At 67.0% G+C, this 16,991-nt stretch carries 18 protein-coding genes; 3 read left to right on the top strand and 15 right to left on the bottom strand.

Going from position 1 to position 16,991, the window contains the following annotated elements:
- Positions 1–258 precede the first annotated feature (258 nt).
- Positions 259–1,371 (bottom strand): amidohydrolase family protein, encoded by a 1,113-nt coding sequence (locus Gocc_RS13295; RefSeq protein ID WP_181813677.1) that lies wholly within the window; start codon positions 1,369–1,371, stop codon positions 259–261.
- Positions 1,372–1,909: 538 nt separating this feature from the next.
- Between Gocc_RS13295 and istA the strand changes: the two genes are divergently transcribed.
- Together istA and istB are read left to right on the top strand one after the other, a co-directional pair.
- A complete protein-coding gene (istA, locus tag Gocc_RS13300; RefSeq protein ID WP_114797067.1) occupies positions 1,910–3,112 on the top strand; it encodes an IS21 family transposase in 1,203 nt (400 codons plus the stop codon).
- Complete coding sequence (gene istB, locus Gocc_RS13305) at positions 3,109–3,882, top strand: IS21-like element helper ATPase IstB (RefSeq protein WP_114797068.1); 774 nt, start codon at positions 3,109–3,111, stop codon at positions 3,880–3,882. The genes istA and istB overlap by 4 nt, the downstream gene beginning before the upstream one ends.
- A gap of 363 nt (positions 3,883–4,245) precedes the next feature.
- Here the strand turns inward: istB and Gocc_RS16340 are convergent, their stop codons facing one another.
- The 14 genes from Gocc_RS16340 to Gocc_RS16355 all read right to left on the bottom strand — a co-directional run bounded on the left by Gocc_RS16340 (position 4,246) and on the right by Gocc_RS16355 (position 15,929).
- A complete protein-coding gene (locus Gocc_RS16340; RefSeq protein WP_220150628.1) occupies positions 4,246–6,015 on the bottom strand; it encodes a recombinase family protein in 1,770 nt (589 codons plus the stop codon).
- Positions 6,012–6,461 (bottom strand): ImmA/IrrE family metallo-endopeptidase, encoded by a 450-nt coding sequence (locus tag Gocc_RS13320; protein WP_181813678.1) that lies wholly within the window; start codon positions 6,459–6,461, stop codon positions 6,012–6,014. The genes Gocc_RS16340 and Gocc_RS13320 overlap by 4 nt, the downstream gene beginning before the upstream one ends.
- Positions 6,462–6,686: 225 nt before the next feature.
- On the bottom strand, positions 6,687–7,094 hold the full coding sequence (locus tag Gocc_RS13325) for a helix-turn-helix domain-containing protein (RefSeq protein ID WP_114797070.1): 408 nt from the start codon (positions 7,092–7,094) through the stop codon (positions 6,687–6,689).
- 238 nt (positions 7,095–7,332) lie between these two features.
- Entirely contained in the window at positions 7,333–7,704 is a 372-nt protein-coding gene (locus Gocc_RS13330) for a hypothetical protein (protein WP_147281303.1), read from the bottom strand.
- 106 nt (positions 7,705–7,810) lie between these two features.
- Positions 7,811–8,905 (bottom strand): DNA-methyltransferase, encoded by a 1,095-nt coding sequence (locus tag Gocc_RS16795; RefSeq protein ID WP_245904940.1) that lies wholly within the window; start codon positions 8,903–8,905, stop codon positions 7,811–7,813.
- An 8-nt stretch (positions 8,906–8,913) separates the two neighbouring features.
- Positions 8,914–9,708 (bottom strand): replication-relaxation family protein, encoded by a 795-nt coding sequence (locus Gocc_RS13340; protein ID WP_181813679.1) that lies wholly within the window; start codon positions 9,706–9,708, stop codon positions 8,914–8,916.
- Positions 9,705–9,869 carry a hypothetical protein gene (locus Gocc_RS16345; protein ID WP_181813680.1) on the bottom strand — a complete coding sequence of 55 codons (165 nt, stop codon included), beginning with the start codon at positions 9,867–9,869 and terminating at the stop codon, positions 9,705–9,707. Before Gocc_RS16345 ends, Gocc_RS13340 begins: the two co-directional genes overlap by 4 nt.
- Complete coding sequence (locus Gocc_RS13345) at positions 9,866–12,088, bottom strand: type IV secretory system conjugative DNA transfer family protein (protein WP_181813681.1); 2,223 nt, start codon at positions 12,086–12,088, stop codon at positions 9,866–9,868. The genes Gocc_RS16345 and Gocc_RS13345 overlap by 4 nt, the downstream gene beginning before the upstream one ends.
- Entirely contained in the window at positions 12,078–12,269 is a 192-nt protein-coding gene (locus tag Gocc_RS13350; RefSeq protein ID WP_114797075.1) for a hypothetical protein, read from the bottom strand. The genes Gocc_RS13345 and Gocc_RS13350 overlap by 11 nt, the downstream gene beginning before the upstream one ends.
- Positions 12,270–12,502: 233 nt before the next feature.
- Positions 12,503–12,958 carry a phage N-6-adenine-methyltransferase gene (locus Gocc_RS13355; RefSeq protein WP_220150629.1) on the bottom strand — a complete coding sequence of 152 codons (456 nt, stop codon included), beginning with the start codon at positions 12,956–12,958 and terminating at the stop codon, positions 12,503–12,505.
- 199 nt (positions 12,959–13,157) lie between these two features.
- Positions 13,158–13,799 (bottom strand): snapalysin family zinc-dependent metalloprotease, encoded by a 642-nt coding sequence (locus Gocc_RS15760; RefSeq protein WP_147281304.1) that lies wholly within the window; start codon positions 13,797–13,799, stop codon positions 13,158–13,160.
- Positions 13,793–14,548 carry a hypothetical protein gene (locus tag Gocc_RS13365; protein WP_114797078.1) on the bottom strand — a complete coding sequence of 252 codons (756 nt, stop codon included), beginning with the start codon at positions 14,546–14,548 and terminating at the stop codon, positions 13,793–13,795. Before Gocc_RS13365 ends, Gocc_RS15760 begins: the two co-directional genes overlap by 7 nt.
- Positions 14,545–15,678: a hypothetical protein gene (locus Gocc_RS16350; protein WP_181813682.1), complete on the bottom strand. Its 1,134-nt coding sequence runs from the start codon at positions 15,676–15,678 to the stop codon at positions 14,545–14,547. Before Gocc_RS16350 ends, Gocc_RS13365 begins: the two co-directional genes overlap by 4 nt.
- Positions 15,679–15,758: 80 nt before the next feature.
- A complete protein-coding gene (locus tag Gocc_RS16355) occupies positions 15,759–15,929 on the bottom strand; it encodes a hypothetical protein (RefSeq protein ID WP_181813683.1) in 171 nt (56 codons plus the stop codon).
- Positions 15,930–16,122: 193 nt separating this feature from the next.
- On the opposite strand from Gocc_RS16355, the gene Gocc_RS13375 reads away from it, so the two are divergent.
- A complete protein-coding gene (locus Gocc_RS13375; RefSeq protein ID WP_147281305.1) occupies positions 16,123–16,965 on the top strand; it encodes a hypothetical protein in 843 nt (280 codons plus the stop codon).
- Positions 16,966–16,991 lie beyond the last annotated feature (26 nt).

A 16,991-nucleotide genomic window follows, 5' to 3' on the forward strand; every position in this document is an offset into this window, starting at 1 on the left:
GGCGGGCGATCGCCGAGATCGACCACCCGCGGCGGTGTAGAGCACTCGCTTCCACGAACTCCTCCTCTGTCAGCATCCCGCGCGGCCTCCTCTTGTCGCTGCGGCGGTTGACACCGCAAGCGTGGGAAGGGGTCCCGCTGTTGGCCTATGCGGCCGGCCCGACGCTCAGCTGAGGAACTTCGACGATCGAGGGTGGGGAACTTCGGCGATCGCCGTCACTGACCCAACGACCCGGCCCTCTCACGCGCCGAAAGACTCTTAGTTGACGGCTTTGCCTCGCGCGATGACCAAGAGCGGGTGGGCTAGAGCTGAGAGCACGCGGGTCGGATCACCTTTCACGACGAGAATGTCAGCTGGTGCGCCGACGGCGAGCGTTCCAAGCTTGGCGATGCCGAGCTGTTGTCCCGCCAGTTTGGTGGAACCAATGAGTACCTGGGTTGGCGTCATTCCTGCCTGCCGCATGAGACTAAGTTCGGTGAGATCGAGTCGAGGAGGGACGTTAGGAAGGTCTGTGCCATAGAGAAGCGTTCCGCCCTGCCGTATGAACGCGCGGGCGTTCGCAACTCCGTCAGGGCAACGACCCGAGAGGCGCTCGACATGCAGCGTTCCTACCACCGGTATTCGGCGTTTGGCGAGTTCTGCGATCTGTGCGGGCGTGACTCCGAGACAGGGCATGTGCGCGATCTCATCGACGCCGCCCGCCAAGGCAATCGCCAAGCCCTTCCCTTCCAGAACGTGCGCAGTGACGAGGCGGTTGAGCCGATGTGCCTCGCTCACGATCGCACGGACTTCCTCGCTGGAAAGCGTCGGGAGTGAGCCGTCGCGGCCCGTCTCGAGACCGATCTTGATTAGCGCTGCTCCCTTGGCGGCGAGCATATCCACGGTTGCTACCGCCTCACTAGCAGAAGCAACGGGAGCGGCGAGCTCTGGAAGACGGCCGGTCGGATAGCCTCCGGGAACGGTGATGATCGGCCCGGCAGCAACTATTCGGGGATAACCATCCGCGGCATACGGGGGACGCAATCTCGCGACAGGCTCGCCTAGGTTCCGCGTGGTTGTCACCCCGTCTCGCAGCAGGAGTTGAGGGCTGTCGTGGACGTGAAGGTCGATCAACCCGGGCAGGATCGTCGCGTTCTGGAACCGCAGCACTCGTGCGCCACTAGGGATCCGAAGCCGCCCCGCTGCAACAACCTTCCCGTCCTCGACCGCCACAGCCACCTGGCCCTTAACCAGCGCAGTACCTGTAAACAGAAGGTCCGCACGGATGAAATAACGCGACGGCGTATTGGTCGATCCTGCGCCTGGAGTTAGCGACAGCACAATCACGGCCGAGGCACACGCGAGCGTCCCGAGGGTGGTGAGGATCTTCAACAGACTCGTCCTTTGGTCAGCCATCGCTCCAGTTCCAGAGACCTTCATCTACTCTCTCGTCCGGCACGCTAGACCGGCTCGTCCGGCACGCTAGACCGGCGCCCAATCGGGGCAATCCCGACTGTCAGCTTGTTCGTCGTAACTCCCGTGTCTCGTTCTCAGCTGTCGTCGACCGTGATCTGCCTTCGATCGCTAATGAACGCCTTCAACGGAGCATCGAACTTCGGTCGAGAGTGCGACCGGCCCCGCCCTCCCGTGCGCGATCGAGCTGCAGGCACTGAAGTTCAAGCACCAATGGCACCTTAACAGGCCCCGAAGCTATACGTGATAAGGCGCCGAACCTAGCGTAAGTGCTCTCCTTCTAATCGACTACAACGCTTCCCAGCGCGACGATCAGTGGTGGGAGGCCGGGTATCGACGCCGGTTTAATACTGACCCCCTGACGCCGGTTGAAAGCTGACCCCCGGTGGCGCCGTGGCGCTGTCCGGGGTGGTCGTGAGCCTCGCTCGGTCATGGAGATCGGAGCGAGGAGGAGGTTGTGGTCGGGGTGGAGCAGTGGGCGGAGATCCGCCGCTTGTACTTCGTGAAGCGGTTGTCGATCAAGGAGATCGTCCGGCGCACCGGCCACGGTCGCAACACGATCCGCCGCGCGCTGCGCTCGGGTGAGCCGCCCAAGTACCGGCGGCTGCCGCGGCCGTCGAAGCTCGATCCGTTCCGGGACGAGATCCACCGGCTCCTGCGCGCAGATCCGCGGCTGCCGGGCACGCGGGTGCGGGAGCTGCTCTGCGAGCAGGGCTACGCGGGCTCGAAGACGATCCTGGATGACTACCTGCGCGAGGTGCGGCCGTTGTTTCTGCCGCGGCCGCGCACGTTCCAGCGCACCTCCTATCGGCCGGGGGCGCTCTTGCAGTTCGACCTCTGGGAGCCGAGCAGCGAGATCGCCGTCGGCGCTGGCCAGACGCGGCGCGGCTACGTCGTGGTCGCTTGCCTACCCTACTCGCGCGCGGGCGCCGGCACGCTCGTCTTCTCGAAGGAGGCGCCCGACCTTCTGTACGGGATCGGCCGCTGCCTCGTCCGACTGGGCGGGCTGCCGGAGACGCTGGTCTGGGATCGCGAGGGCGCGCTGCACGCCGGCGGCGGCCGCCCGACCGAGCCCTTCGCGGCGTTCTGCGGCCAGCTCGGGCTCGGCTGGCGCTTCCTCGAGGCCCGCGATCCGCAGTCGAAGGGCGTCGTCGAGCGTCTGCAGGGCTACCTGGAGACGAGCTTCGAGCCGGGCCGGCGCTTCGCGAACGAGCTCGACTTCCAGGAGCAGCTCGACCGCTGGTTTGCCGAGCGGGCCAACCTGCGCTTCCACCGCACGCTCCGCTGCCGGCCGGCAGACCGGCTCGCCGAGGAGCTGACTGTGATGCGGCCGCTCCCCGAGCGAATGCCCGACGCCGACCGCCGCCACGTCACGCGGGTGGCGCCCGACCCGTACGTCCGCGTCGACTCGAACGACTACTCGCTCGACCCGCGCCTGGTCGGCCGCCGGGTCGAGCTCAGGGTCTCGCAACGGGAGATTCTCGCCGTCTGCCTGGACACGGGCGAGCTCGCCTGCCGGCACGCCCGCTCCTTCGCGCGCCACCGCACGCTCACCGCGCTCGAGCATGCCCGTGCGCTCAGGAAGCTGCGCGGCGCCCCGTCCGAGCCGGAGGTCGAGACCCGGCCGCTCGCCCACTACGACCAGCTGATCCCGGCATGAGCACGCAGGCCGAGCTCGCGCACCTCTTCCGGACCCTGAAGGCGCCGGCGGCGGCGCGGGCGCTGCCGAAGCTGGCCGAGCGGGCCCGGGCCGAGGAGTGGTCGTACGAGCGCTTCGCCGAGGCGCTCCTTTCCACCGAGGTCGCCTCCCGTGACGCGCACGGCGGCGAGGCGCGGATCAAGCAGGCGCGCTTCCCGGCCAGAAAGACGCTCGAGGAGTTCGACTTCTCCTTCCAGCGCTCGGTGCAGAAGACGCTCGTCGTGCATCTCGGGCAGCTCGACTTCTTGACGGCGAAGGACAATGTCGTCCTCCTGGGGCCGCCCGGCACCGGCAAGACGCACCTCGCGATCGCGCTCGGGATCCGCGCCTGCCTCGCTGGCCAGCGGGTCGCCTTTGCGACTGCGACCGAATGGGTCGCGAGGCTCGGCGATGCGCAGCGGCAAGGCCGCCTCGACGAGGAGCTGCGCCGGCTGCTCTGGACGCCGCTTTTGATCGTCGACGAGGTTGGCTACATCCCCTTCGACGCCCAAGCCGCCAACCTCATGTTTTCGCTCGTCTCGAGCCGCTACGAGCGCGCCTCGCTGATCGTCACCTCCAACAAGCCCTTCTCCGCCTGGGGCGAGATCTTCGGCGACGAGGTCGTCGCCGCCGCGATGATCGACCGGCTCGTCCACCACGCGGAGATCCTCTCCTTGAAGGGCGACAGCTACCGCCTCCGCGACCGCGACCTCGGCGGCCGCCCGCCCGCTCGAGAGCCCGACACGGCCTGACCAACCAGTCGCGCCCGCCGCTCGCAGGCCCGCAGAAAAGCTCTCAGCGCCTCGTTCCCGGCCCGCCAGCCACGGAATCGGCCTCGCGGGCCCCGATCAGCCTCCCCGCGACCGTCTCAGCCGCCGCCCTCAGCGGGGCTCTCACGGACGCACACGGCCTCCGGCTGGAGGCCGGAGGCCGCTCACCAGAGGGGTCCGTTTTCAACCGGCGCGAAGGGGTCCGCTTTCAACCGGCCTTGACACTGCGGAAGTGTCTTCGCGCCCGACCCGCCTCAGCTCAAGTCCGCCAGGATCCGCCCGGTACTCTGTGGGACTTCCCCATATTCTGCCCCACAGCGGAAGATATCCCTGCAAATCGTGCAGTTAGCACCAGCTTTGCAAGCTGGGGGTCGCCGGTTCGAGCCCGGCACGCTCCACCATAACTTCGTCTCTCAAACCTAAGGCTCGGGTGAGCCTGGCTTGACCAACACCCTCGAGGACTTGCTCCTCGGGGGTGTCGTTGTTGAGGGAGGCTTCCCAAAGCTGCCAGTCGAGCTCGCTGGGCTGTTCTCGCGAGAGGGCTGCTTCGCCGAGGTGGATGGCTGCTTGTGTCCGCGCTTTGACCTTGGGGCTGAGCAGCGTGTTGAAGGGTTCGGCCAGTTCGCTGGTGATGTTGGCGTCCTCATCGACGTAGAGCCGTGCGAAGAAGGCTTGGTTGAGTTGCCGTTTGACGGTTGAGGTTGCCGAGCGGTAGCTGGCGTGGCAATCGTCGGCGAGGGCGAGTGTGGCTTGGAGATTGATCTGGATAGCGCCGTTGTGGTCGTCGGTTGCTTGGAGGCGCGCGTCGATCTTGTCGAGCTGGCTTGCGATCCGGTCCTGTTCGCTCTTGAGCAGGTCGAGAGGTACCGCTCCGGCATAGTGGGCTTGGAGGAGTTTTTCGCGCTCGTCGATCAGCCGGCGGCGGCGCTTCTTCAGCCGGTCGTGTTCGGCGCCTGCTTCGCGCTGGTAGACAGCGAGGTCGTGGCTGAGTGCGCTGTGGAGCACTCGGCCGACTTTCGGATCAAGCTGGATGGTCTGGTAGTGCTGCTCGACCTTCTCCTCGACCGTCTCGATCAGGACGGCCTTCATCATGCAGTCGTTACGTTTCTCGTGCCGGCCAGAGCAGACGAAGTAGGGATAGATCTTCCCCGAGCGGCTCTTGGCGTTGCTGACGATCATCCGGGTCTTGCAGTGGCCGCAGAAGAGGCTGCCCTTGAGATGGTGGTGGTGGACGCGCTCCTTCTCGTGCGCCTGGGTGCGGGTCGCCATGATCTGCTGCACTTGATCCCACGTTTGGCGGCTGACAAGCGGTGGGTGGCTGCCCGGGTAGAGGACGCCCATGTAACGGACGTAGCCCACGTAGTAGGGGTTGAGGAGCATGTCATTGAAGGTTGTTAGCCCGAGCGGCACGCCACGTGCAACGGTCGTCAGCCCACGCCTGGTGGCCTCGGCAAGCAACGTTCGGAGTGACCACTCGCCGTTGGCGTAGGCCTCGAACGCCCACGCGACGAGTGGCGCGCGGACCGGGTCGACTTCGACCGTCCGGATGTCGCGCCCGTTTTCGAACTTGCGCACGTTCAGGTAGCCGATCGGAGCCCTGCCGGGTGTGCCGCCGGACTGAGCCTTTTGCACCAATCCCTTCATGACTTCGTTGGCGAGGTTGCGGCTGTAGAACTCGGCGATCGAACTCATGATCCCGTGCAGCAGCATCCCGCTTGGCGTCTCGTCGATGTTTTCGCTGCACGAGACGAGCGTGGTTCCGGCCGCTTTCAAAGCAAGGTTGATCGCGACGTCATCGGCTCTGCTGCGGGCAAGTCGATCAACCTTGTGGACGATCGCCAGCCCGACTTCGTTCTCGCGTACGTAGGCGAGCATCCGCTGAAGCTCCGGACGGTCGGCGCTCTTTGCGCTCTCGCCACGGTCGACGAACTCCTCGACGACAACGGCTCCCAGCGAGGTGGCTTTGCGCTTGCAGGCCTCGCGTTGAGCTGGAATCGAGTAGCCCTCGGCTTCACCGCCTTTTTCGGCTTGCTCTTTCGTCGAGACACGCAGGTAGATGACGGCCTGAGCCATCCCTGGGGAGGTGTTGTCTGTCGCCTGCTCGGATGCGCTCATAGGGTGCCCCTCGTGCGGCGGCGGCTACAGCGCCGGAGGAGCCGTGTCCGAACAACGATCCGCAGGACGCGCTGTCGGCGTCGATGCCGTGGCGCGAATCCGCATTGCGTGAGCCGAGTGTTGGCGACCGGCACTGGGACGGTGAAGAGTCTGCCGATCTCGCGCGGCGTCCTTTGGCCGTTGCTGCAGGCGCGCTTGAGCCACCTTCTTGGCGTCAAGAGGCAGCCGGCAAAGTAGTCGGCAGCCCGTTCGGCTTGCTCGGCGGCCGACATGCCGGGCATGCCGGTGTAGAGGAAGGAGTGTGTCGTGTGGTCGACGACGTGCTTGAACTCGTGGGCGAGCGCGAAGCGTTGACGCGGCGCCCGGTGGCGTCGGTTGAGGACGATCAGCCAGGCACTTCCGTTCCAGTGGGCCGAGCCGGAGATAGGAATGTCGTCGACGACCACTTGGAGTCGTGGGAGGCGAGTGATGAGTTCAGTCGGCACAGGTGGCTCCTTCGACGGCGCTAATCGAAGTAGCGCTTCCGCTTGCCGCTCCGCGATACGCAGTGCTTCCGCATAGCGAAGTGGGCGTCGCGGGACGAGCTCCCGCAGTTGAGCCAAGGCGCTCGGGCATCCGGCCGGTTGTGATCCTTGTCGTGTGCCCACCTCCCGTTCCCTCACATCTCTTCCTCATCGTTTCCGTTTCTTAGGTTCTGGCGCTTCGTCCTCGCCCGGGGCGGGGCCAGCCGGGTCGATTCCGTAGCGGGCGGCGAGGTCATCGAAGTACTGCTCGAGTTCGGCGATCGCCTTGCGAGGAAAAGATCGGTACTTCGCCCGCAGGTAGGGAGTGAAGGTCGGCAGCTCGCTGGGGACGACGTAGTCGGCAAGGGCGAACACATCGGCAAGACTGACGCCGAGCGCCCTGGCGATCACGCGCAGGGTGTCCGGCCGCGGTTCCACGAACGCTCCCTGTTCGAGCCGCACCACTGTCGCCATGTCGACGCCGCTGCGCGCGGCGAGGGCTCTGGTCGAGAGACCGAGCGCCGTCCGCCGTTCTTTCAGAAACCTGCCCAGTGCCTTGGCTTGCTCAGGAATCATGCGCGATCTACTCCAGTTACGAACCCATCTTATCACGCTTGATGCGCATACGCATCGCGTTGTTGACCATTCCACAACACGATCTGTTGATGATGTTCTTAGTGTATTCGTCTGGGTAATTATCTGGGTAATGTTCTCTAACATATTTTACTATATTGCCCCCTTGTTTTCAAGTTGATGTGAGGTTTGAGGGTGGCCCGGATTGTTTCCAATCCGGGCCACCGACCATCCGGTGCGATTAGGCCTTGAGAGCGTCGATCTTGACCTGGATGTTGGCCTTGCGCTCTGCGGCCGTGTCGCGGAGGTGCTCGTACTCGGTCTTGGCCTCGTCGACGCGCGTCTTGGCGGCGGCGACTTCGGCGTCGATCGACTCGACTGCCCTGGTGAGGACACTCGTGGCTTGCTCGATCGGATCGCCGTTCGCCGCCTCGCGCTTGCGCGACCGCGGGGTTGACTGACCGCTGGTGCGGGTGTGGGCGTAGTAGGCGCCGCGCATCGAGTTGAACGGCTGTCCGAACTCGTCAGCGACCTGCCGGAAAGCGTCTGCCTTCCGAACGCCCGAGGCGACTAGCGCCTCGACCCGGTCGTACACCTCTTGAGCCTTTGTCATGGCTCATGCCTCCTTTCGAGAGGGATGGATGGCTGTGCGGCGGGCAGAACTTCCAGGTCCTCCTGGGTTCCGTCCGCCGGTGGGCCATCAAGCCCAAGGACGTCGTTCATGCCGCTTGCCGCTCGCTTGAGGCTTGCGTCGTTGCCCGGTCGGTTCGCGCGTTGGCGATCCGCTCGTTCGCGAGCCGGGCGAAGTCCGGGTTGAGTTCGATCCCGATCCAGTCGCGGCCGTGTTGGGCGGCGACGAGAGCGACCGTGCCTGCCCCGAAGAACGGGTCGAGCACCAGCCCGGGTTGGCTTGCCGCCCGGCAGCTGCAGCCGGGCCGGAGCGGGCCGCGCGTGCGGATGACGCGGTAGTGATGCTTGAAGCGATGGACGTCGCGGGGAGCGCGCCGCGGTGGGCTGGCTCCGAGTTGGCTTCTCGAGACGCGGCCTCCACGCTTGTACGGGCGGCCGCAGCGGCGACAGACGCGCTCCGGACAGCCGGCCAGCAACGGTCGCTCGACCAACGCTTCAGGGAAGGTCGCAAAGTGAGCGCCGCGGTAGTTGGCAGCCGGGATCTGCCAGACGTCGCCGGGGTTCTTGCCGAGGCGGTGGCCGACCTGGCCACGGGCGTGCAGCGCTGCCAGACCCTGGTTGCCGTGATCGCTGTCCCAGGACGGCGCGCCCTGCCCGGGTGGCGGGTAAACAGGCCTGCCAGCGCGTCGATCAGTCCGGTGTGAGCGGTGCGGCAGCCGGATCGCGTCCAGGTCGAAGTGGTAGCGCCCCGAACGCACGAGCAGGTAGACGACGTCGTAGGTGCCGCTCAGCCGGTCGGCGACCGAGGAGGGCATCGGGTTGGTCTTCGCCCAGATCAGCTTGTTGCGGACGATCCAGCCGTCGGCGGCCAGGGCCAGCAGCAGCCGCTCGGGGGCGAGCACGAGACTTTTGGGCGGCGCGCCGGAGCGGTGATGGCGCGAGTAGGTGTCGCCGAGGTTCAGCCAGAGCGAGCCGGTCGGTTTCAGTACGCGGATAAGACCGCCGAGCACGACCCGCAGCTCCTCGACCCAGTCGCCGACGGTTGGCTCCAGGCCGAGCTGTCCTGCCATGCCGAAATCGCGGAGCTGGAAATACGGCGGGCTGGTGATCACACAGTCAACGGACGCGTCCGCAAGCTCGCGCAGCCGCTCGCGGACATCACCGACGAGGATCCGATTGCGCAACCTCGGGCTCATGCCGCCCCCACTGCCACGAGCTCGACAAGCTCGTCGGAGGCCACAGCCCTGAAAATCTCGGGTTGCAGCTTCCGCGCGCTGGCGATCGCTTCGGCAAGCTGTTTGCAGCGACGATCGTTCGGTGTGACCCAGACGACGAGCGGGAAGGTGCCGCTGCGCTGCTGCTCGATGCCGGTGCGCCAGTAGGCCTGATACTGGCGGCACTTGCGCAGCACCGCCGGAGTGCTCTCAGTCGCGTTGTCGATCTCCAGGAACCAGCAATGCTCGAACTCTCCTTGCGCGCTGACCACATACAGGTCGGGTCGCAACGTCTCACGCGCGCCAGCCGAGTTGAGGAACCGGCGCCACGCAGCAGGCTCGGTCTCGACGCTGATCAGCTCGAACCGGCGAGCATCTGCCGCTTGCAGGAGCGCCAGGTGCGCATCGGCAACCGCCAGCGTGTGATCGAGAAACACCCGTGAGGGCTCCTCGGCCCGCTTCCCGCGCGGGTTGCTCACCAGCCGGTTGCCGGCCGACCCGAGCGCGTACACATAGGACGCCGATCCAGCCCGGACTCCTCCTACCCGACGCTCCAGTCGAACCAGCAATCGCTGCTCGACCAGCCGGGCGAGAACTCGTCGGCAGACCCGCGAGCCAGTGACGGAACTTGCGTGCTCGCTGAAGTGGAAGGCCTCGATCTGGCGACCGGTCAGGAAGCGATGGCTGGCCACCGAAGCGAGCACGATCAGGTCGCGCTCGCTCAGCTCCGTGCGCAGCCGCTCAAGACCCTGCGGCCCGCGATGGGCACTCATGGGGAACCCCATGTGTGTGCATCAGTCGCCGCACGAAAGCGGATGGTTTGCGCCCATTTCCAGGTGAAAGCAATCGTGCGGGTCCACGCGACCGGGTAGGCGATCGGTACGCCCACTACAACGGTGGCCAGCGCGGCCGGGTAGCCGACCGGGACGCTCATGGTCGTCTCCTTGGCCGCGTTCCGACCGGCCCGCCATCCGGCTCGTCGCCCTCCGCGAGCCGAGCGATCTCGGCTTCGACCTCGGCGACCGGGCGACCATAGCGGAGCCGGCTGCCTTCGCGCACGACCGCCGGATCCGAGGTCACAAACGGCGGCGGCAGCGTCCGGCCCGAGGCGAACCCCGTCACTCGACCGCCGACCACCAGGCGGACGTAGACCTCATGCAGCCCGAGCTGCTGGAAGTCGTCTGCATGAAGCTGACCGTTTGCGGAACGGGCCATCACCTGCGCGTCCTCAGCCGCGAGCTGGAAGCAGACTCGAGAGCGAGCGTTGGCCAAAACCGCCGAGCGCATCGAGCCAGCGGCAAGCTGCCCGAGGTGTTGGTGGCTGAGCGTCAGCCCAACGGAGTAGCCGCGGGCTTGGGCCAGCGCGTCGGCAAGATCGGTCGGCAAGTGCAGGTAGTCCTGGAACTCGTCGATGAAGACCGTCACCGGGCGGCGCAGCGACACGGGCACGGCAGCCCGGCGAAGCGTCGCGTGCCAGAGCTCCGCCACAACCAGCGAGCCCAGCAAGCTCGAGGCCTCCGAGCCGAGCAGACCCTTGGCCAGCGAGACGAGCAGGATCTTCTGCTTGCTGAAGACCTCCTCGATCTGGAAGCGCGGTGTGGTCTGACCGAGCACTCCGCGCACCCGACGGCGCAGGAGGAACGGCCGCAGCTTGTTCATCACTGGCGCGATCGCCTGGTGGCGCTCGCCGTCGCTTATGCCCTCGAACCAGGCCCAGAACGGCGACAGCGCGATCGGATCATCGAGCCCGGCAAGCAGCCGACGGCGGACCTGCGGGTTCGTTAGCAGCAGCGGCAGGGCGCACAACGAGGTCTCGCCTCGACCGGCCAGACTCAAGAGCGAGGCGTGGAGGATGTCTTGGGTACGCGGACCCCAGCTCCTTTCGTACAGGCTGTGAAACACGGCCAGGACCTGATCGGCAACCAGCTCCGGGTTCCCGGACGCGCCGGCGAGCGGGTTCAGGCCGACGGGCCGCTGCGCATCCGCTGGATCAAGAACCACAACATCGCCAAGCCGGCCCTGCGGAACGCGAGCCAGAACGTCGTCGACGAGCTGGCCCTTCGGGTCGACGACAACCACTCCCCGACCGGCGGCCATGTCCTGGACGATCAAGTTCAAGAGAACCGTGCTCTTGCCGGTGCCGGTCGGCCCGATCACGTGCAAGTGTTGGAGAGCGTCGCTGATCGAGAGGCCAAGCTGACGGTTATCTCCGGGCGCTGTCGAGCGGGCGATGACGCGACCGTGACCGGCGAGCCGAGCCTCGCCGCGAAGCAACCGTGCGCCTTCGCGGGGCACGCCCGGTAGCGGCTCGTCTCCGACCGGCCAGCCGGTGAGACCAACCAGCTCGGCGACGTTCATCACCAGCGGCCAGCGCAGAAACGGCACCACCGCGTCGATCAGCCGGGACGGCTGCTCGCGCGTGAGGCTCAGCCGGACACCGGGAGACTCGGCTGCGCGAAGCCCGGCCAGCACCCCGACCGCCAATGCGCGGACGCGGGCGGCCGATTTGGCTTGGACGCCAACCCGGGCGACGCAGGCGAAGCCGTGCTCGCTGCGCTTGGCCCCGAGCGCCCCTCGCTGCTCGGCATCAAGCGGCCGGGCGGTGCCGAACAGGGCGCTTCGCCAGGCAGGCTCTGTCGCACCCGCGCCAATGTTCGCTGCTACCGGCAACGGCACGCGCCGAGGACCGAGCGCCCACTGGATAATCACGGTCTCGCTCTTTCGAGCAGCGGCCAGGCCGGTCAGGAGCGCGCGCGTGACGGTCAGCGGATCGTCGTGGCGCAGCGCCCGCTGCTTGGTATTCACGATCACGCGCCAGGCGGCATTGACCTTCGGCCGTTCCGCTGTCGCTGTGATCTCCATGTCCGTGACGAGTGAGTGGAGGAGATGCCCCATCTCGTCGACCGCCGCCGGGTTGACGCCGAGCCGATAGCTGACCTCGCCAGCTGCGGCGCTCGTCTCGATCACGACCACGCCCGCGCGCCGGTCGGCCGCCAGCTGCCGCAGGACGGCGAGGCAGGATCCGGCGTCGAGGGTTCGTGGCCAATGCAGCGTCAGCCAGCTCAGGGCCGGTCGACGATGAAGTCCGTCCAATAGGAGCCAGCCGGCGCCGATCGCAGCCACGGCGGCACCCAGAAGCAGCTCAGTCCCCATCGGGCCCTCGCCTGCGCGGCTTCTGACCGGCAGTTCTGTGTTCGGCCTGGGCGTCGGCCTCGGCCTTCGCCTGGGCATAGGCCAACGCGATCAAGGCCCGGCTCAACTTTCGAACATCGGGCGGATCTCGACGCACAGAGCGAATCGTGATCCGCCGCCCCGGTTGCTTGTCCTCGCTCATCTCGCGCCTCCTTTCCCGCCCGTATCAACGTGATGCGCATACGCATCACTAGGCTCGTTTCTAGTAAACGATGCGCGCACGCATCACGTCAACGATGGTCGCCAATTCCACAACAGCGACCGGTACAGACCGGCCGCTGTTCACTAACGCCCCCGCCACCAACCCACTGGCCCCACAAGCACGACCAAGCGGGGAAAGACGGCGATGCTCGGCGTACGACGGAGGGAAGACGCTCACACGCCCTCCGCTACGCGCGGCCTGAACACGACGACTGCGCTCGGGAACGGAGCCGAGTGCTTCGCGCTACCGAACCGGAGTCGACCCCGCACGAAGCGGATCTCGGTCGCCTTCGCCGCGTAGTCGTGCCACCATGCCGTATCCGTGCGCGCGGGAACGAGGCAGACGACGAGCGCCCCCTCGAGACTCGACTTGTACGCTTTCCGCATCCATCCCTTTATCTCGCGGCCGTAGGGCGGGTTCATCCAGCACCGCTCCTCGTCCCACGTCTGCGAGAGGCCGTCGTCGTCCCGGGTGAAGTAGAGCCCGCACTTCGCGTTCGAGTCCGAGGCGCACACGTCGAGCGTGAAGTCGAACTCCGCGTCGAGTTCGTCGAAGAACTCCTGCGGCGTCGCCCAGTCATCCGTTGCGCTACTGAAGTGGACGGCGAGCCGCGTCACGCTACGACTCACCGCACTCGGATTCGGGCAGATGCTCAACTCCGTCACTACCAGCGCCCGCGGTACCAGCGGACGATCACGACGACACCGATCAGCGCTGCAATTACGAGTAGCGCCGGGATCACGGGTTGGATCAGGCACCAGGCGACGTTCAGCGCGACCGCGATCGCGAGGATTCCGAAGGCGAACCGCAGGTAGGGGTTGCCGGGGTTCAGGACGCGAACTCCCCCGTGCGGCAGAAGACGGCCCCGGTCGCCGGTCGTGCTGCACCGCCGAGGATCCGGATTGCGCGCTCGCTGTCGGCTGGCGCGAGCAGCCGGCAGCGCCACTCGCCGGGCGGAGGCGGGTCGCAGTTCTCCCAGAGGGACGGCGTCATCGCGGCGCAGCCGCCGCTCGTGTCGTGCTTGAGACCGAGGATGTGGCCGAGCTCGTGGACAAGCACGCCCGCCTCGTCGAAGCGGTCCAGTCGCTGGACGATCCAGATCGTTCGAGGCCCGGAGTGGCCCAGGCCGGTACAGGCCGCAACGTCCGGGTCGGAGCCGCACGGGCTCGAAGAGGCGATCGTCACGGTGATGTCCGCGCCCGCCTCGTGGGCAAGGTAGAGGTGGACGCGAACGCCGCTCGTGTTCCACGCCTCGATGGCTCGGGTGAGCGACCACTCGTAGCCGGGCGCCGCGTTGAAGACGCTGAGCTCGACCGCGGGATCCGGTTGGGGAGCTGGCGTTGGCTGAGGCTGTCCAGGCGGGCTCCCGGGTTTCTGGATCTGCATGGGGATCGCGAAGGCGGCCCCGACGAGGGCGGCCAGCACAACCACGAGGGCGGTGCCGAGATCGTGCCCGGTCCCGTTCAGCACGACGGCTCGGCGGCGAGGGTCGGCGTCCAGGCGCGCACGATCGCGCCTGCGCGCGCGAAGTACGCTTTCCAGAAGGCGCGCATGCTGATCTGGATCGAGGTCGGGATCTGCCGGCCGGGGTCGAGCCCCGCCCCGACCACGTAGACGCAGACCCCGCGGAGCGGTGCGATCTTCCCGGCCCGGCCGAGCCTGTCGATCAGCCGCGTGATCTGGGAGAGGCTGAGGCGCTGCTTCTTCAGAATCAGCCCGTCGGCGGGACTGTAGGCCCACATGTTCGAGTTCAGGACGAGCGTCTGCGGCCCGGCCGGCTCGGAGGCGAAGAGCTCGCTGGCCGCGATCAGGCCGCCGAGAACGTCGGTGCCCTGCACGCGCCTCTGACGGCCGAAGAGCGTCTTCGCCTGCTGCTTCACCGCCTCGGCCTGCTGGGCGAGATCGAGCTTGCGGTAGTACGAGTTCGGGTCGGAGGGCTTGGGCGTGAAGCGGTGGAGGATCGGCCAGGTGATCGTGGCCAGAGCGCTCGCCTGGAACGGCGCGGCCGCAACCACGCCCTGATCCGCGGCGGCGAGGTCGGCCATCTCGCCGACGATCCGCACGGCCTCCGTCCGCTCAGCCGGCGTCGAGTCGAGGCTGTAATCGGCGAGCAGCACCCGCTGCGAGACCGACGTCCCCGCGGACACCGTGCTCGCCGCCAAGGAGACGACGAGCACGGCGAGGAGCGTGGGCAGGAGCTTGATCTGGTATCGAGTCATCGCCTGTCCTCCTTCTGGTCGTGGTCGTGAACGGCGCGCTTGATCCGCCCCGCCGAAGCCGCAGGAGGCTTGCCGTTCTCGGACGCCTTCGCCTTGGTCCTGGTCGAGTGCGCGGGTGGCAGGTGCCGGGCGCGCGGCGTCTTCGCCGTGTCCCAGTCGTCGATCGGCTTCGGCGGGTTGTCGAGCTGGCGGACGAGGATGGCGAGGTACTTCGCCTGCTCGTGCTGGTGGTGGCGAAGCAGCTGGTCGAGATCGTGGTCTGCGCTGTCGGCGATCGCCTCCCGGCGCACATGAAGCCGCGCCTCGTGCCGCTCAACCCCTTCGAGTGCGCGCTCTGTGTTTGTCCGCTCCGTCTCCCGCTCGTTCACCTCGATCTGCGCGTCGCGCCACTCGGCTCCGCGCGCGCGGTAGTAGGCGACGTAGAACGCGGCGAGCAGAGTCGCCGCGTGCAGGCAGCCGAGCGCGACGCCGAGCCAGGCCGGTTGGCTGACGCCGTGCCCGGCGAACGCGTTGCCGATCCCGATGATCTCGCCCGCCCGCACGAATGCGAGCCCGACGACGACGAAGACGTAGGACACGGCGGCCAGCACGACGACCACGCGATGAGCGAGCCAGTCGCGCCGGCCTTCGATCCGGTCGCCCTCCGCCTGCACGAGTCGCGACACCGCCAGGGCGAGCACGTGCACACCGGCCACGAGCGTCGCCCCGACCAGCACGGAGATCACCCGGATCGTCTGGTCGTCGACCGGCAGGCGGGTGAACGACAGCTTCAGCAGCGGATACTCGGCCGCCGCAAACAGAGCCATGATCCCTGCGTAGACCAGCGGGGAGATCTGCCCGATGCGCCGCGGCTTCGGGATCTTGTCCCGGTTGGCGACCGCATTGTCGAGCGCGTCGTCGGCCCGCTCAACGTCGTTCGTCCGCCACTCCTTCTCGCACTCGACGTCTGCCAGCTCTTCATCGACGGCTCCGATCTCCGCGATGGCGGTCTCGATCCGATTGCTCGCCGCCTCTCCCTGGGCTGCGTGCAGCCCGTCTTGAAACGAGGTCCGCGTGCCGATCGCCTTCTCGCTCTCGAGGTCGCGCCGGGCGGCCTTCTCACCCGAGCCTCTGACCGTCTCCCGGCGCACCTCAAGCGCGCGCCGCGAGTGCTTAGCGACGGGCCGAGACGCACCGGCCGCCGGGCTCTTGTTGTGACGCTTGAAGCCCATCAGGCCGCCCGTCCGCCCGCCGGCCACTGCACGACGTCCACACCGACCTCGATCGACACGGGATCGCTCAGCCACTGCATCGAGCCCATCTCGATCGGCTCGTCATCCAGGGGATCGACCGCGCCGCCGTCGTCGTCCCAACGAAGCAAGGCGATCTCGTCGGGCGTCATTACGTCACGGTCGCCGTAGGGAACCAGTTCCGACATTCCGTGCCCCTCTCTCGTCGTTGACCGGTCTGATGCCGGCTGGCTCGATCGTGCGCGTCCGTCCTGGGCATCCGGGAGGTGCGAAACTGGGCATGAAGTGGGCACACCAGATCGCACTGCTCCGGCCGATGACGTCGTCCCGCCTCCGCTCGACGAGTTGACAGCGGCCCTCAAACGCGGCATTCGCGTCGGCCTTCCGGTCAAGCCCGACGCGGCACCGGAGGTACTCCTCGAGCTTCGCGGTGTACGCGCCCGAGCGATCGATGCGGGCCGCTTCCTCAGCCGAGTCAAAGCCCTAAACGGGCTCCTGCATGGATTTCTAACGGGCCTGGGAGAGGGAGAAGAGGCGCGGGCGCTGCGATGCCTCTTCGCCGTTCATGCAGAGGACCGGGGGACGACTCTCACGCATCGCAGACGGCGCGCCGCTGGCATCTTGGGCTACAACGACACCCACTTCCGCAAGCACATCGAGCCGCGACTCCTACGAGACTTCGCCTGGCTCCTTCACGAAGACAGCCAGACCTACACGCCCCGAAGCCGGAAGGCGCCGCCCAAGATCGAGATCTCGGGCGACACGCCGACTCTGACCCCGGGGGAAGTCAACGAGCACGAAGAGCTCGTCTCGCGCATCTGGGCTCTCGTCTACGAACTCCGTGCGGAACTCATCTGCAAGGCTCGGCTCGAGGCCGAAGGGGATCAAACGGCGCAAGCGGAGGTTGATGACGCTTCCGGCACCAGCCTATGGCTCGTCGCCCGGCTCCTCAGCCGGATGCACGACTATCTCGATCGCTACGGCGAACGCATCCTCCACGGTGAAGCCGAGTTCAACGCCGAAGGCCTCATCCGCCTCGCCGGGTGGAGCTACGAGCTCAGCCCAGAGCAAGCGAAGCACCTGCGGTACATACTCGCCAAGAGCGGCGGTGATCGCGCCAGCTTCATATCGGAAGCCCGCGCCTACCTACGCGGGGCGCCAACCGAAAGTAGCGAGGTAGACAAATGAGTCGTGATTCGCGCGATCAACAGAGC

It is taken from the genome of Gaiella occulta (assembly GCF_003351045.1).
Lineage (GTDB): Bacteria > Actinomycetota > Thermoleophilia > Gaiellales > Gaiellaceae > Gaiella > Gaiella occulta.

What these genes read in the sequence shown, in the direction of transcription:
- istB (WP_114797068.1), top strand. Translation starts at nt 3,109, where the DNA reads ATGAGCACGCAGGCCGAGCTCGCGCACCTCTTCCGGACCCTGAAGGCG.
- Gocc_RS16340 (WP_220150628.1), bottom strand. Translation starts at nt 6,015, where the DNA reads ATGAGCGCATCCGAGCAGGCGACAGACAACACCTCCCCAGGGATGGCT.
- Gocc_RS13325 (WP_114797070.1), bottom strand. Translation starts at nt 7,094, where the DNA reads ATGATTCCTGAGCAAGCCAAGGCACTGGGCAGGTTTCTGAAAGAACGG.
- Gocc_RS13330 (WP_147281303.1), bottom strand. Translation starts at nt 7,704, where the DNA reads ATGACAAAGGCTCAAGAGGTGTACGACCGGGTCGAGGCGCTAGTCGCC.
- Gocc_RS13340 (WP_181813679.1), bottom strand. Translation starts at nt 9,708, where the DNA reads ATGAGTGCCCATCGCGGGCCGCAGGGTCTTGAGCGGCTGCGCACGGAG.
- Gocc_RS16345 (WP_181813680.1), bottom strand. Translation starts at nt 9,869, where the DNA reads ATGAGCGTCCCGGTCGGCTACCCGGCCGCGCTGGCCACCGTTGTAGTG.
- Gocc_RS13345 (WP_181813681.1), bottom strand. Translation starts at nt 12,088, where the DNA reads ATGGGGACTGAGCTGCTTCTGGGTGCCGCCGTGGCTGCGATCGGCGCC.
- Gocc_RS13350 (WP_114797075.1), bottom strand. Translation starts at nt 12,269, where the DNA reads ATGAGCGAGGACAAGCAACCGGGGCGGCGGATCACGATTCGCTCTGTG.
- Gocc_RS13365 (WP_114797078.1), bottom strand. Translation starts at nt 14,548, where the DNA reads ATGACTCGATACCAGATCAAGCTCCTGCCCACGCTCCTCGCCGTGCTC.
- Gocc_RS16355 (WP_181813683.1), bottom strand. Translation starts at nt 15,929, where the DNA reads ATGACGCCCGACGAGATCGCCTTGCTTCGTTGGGACGACGACGGCGGC.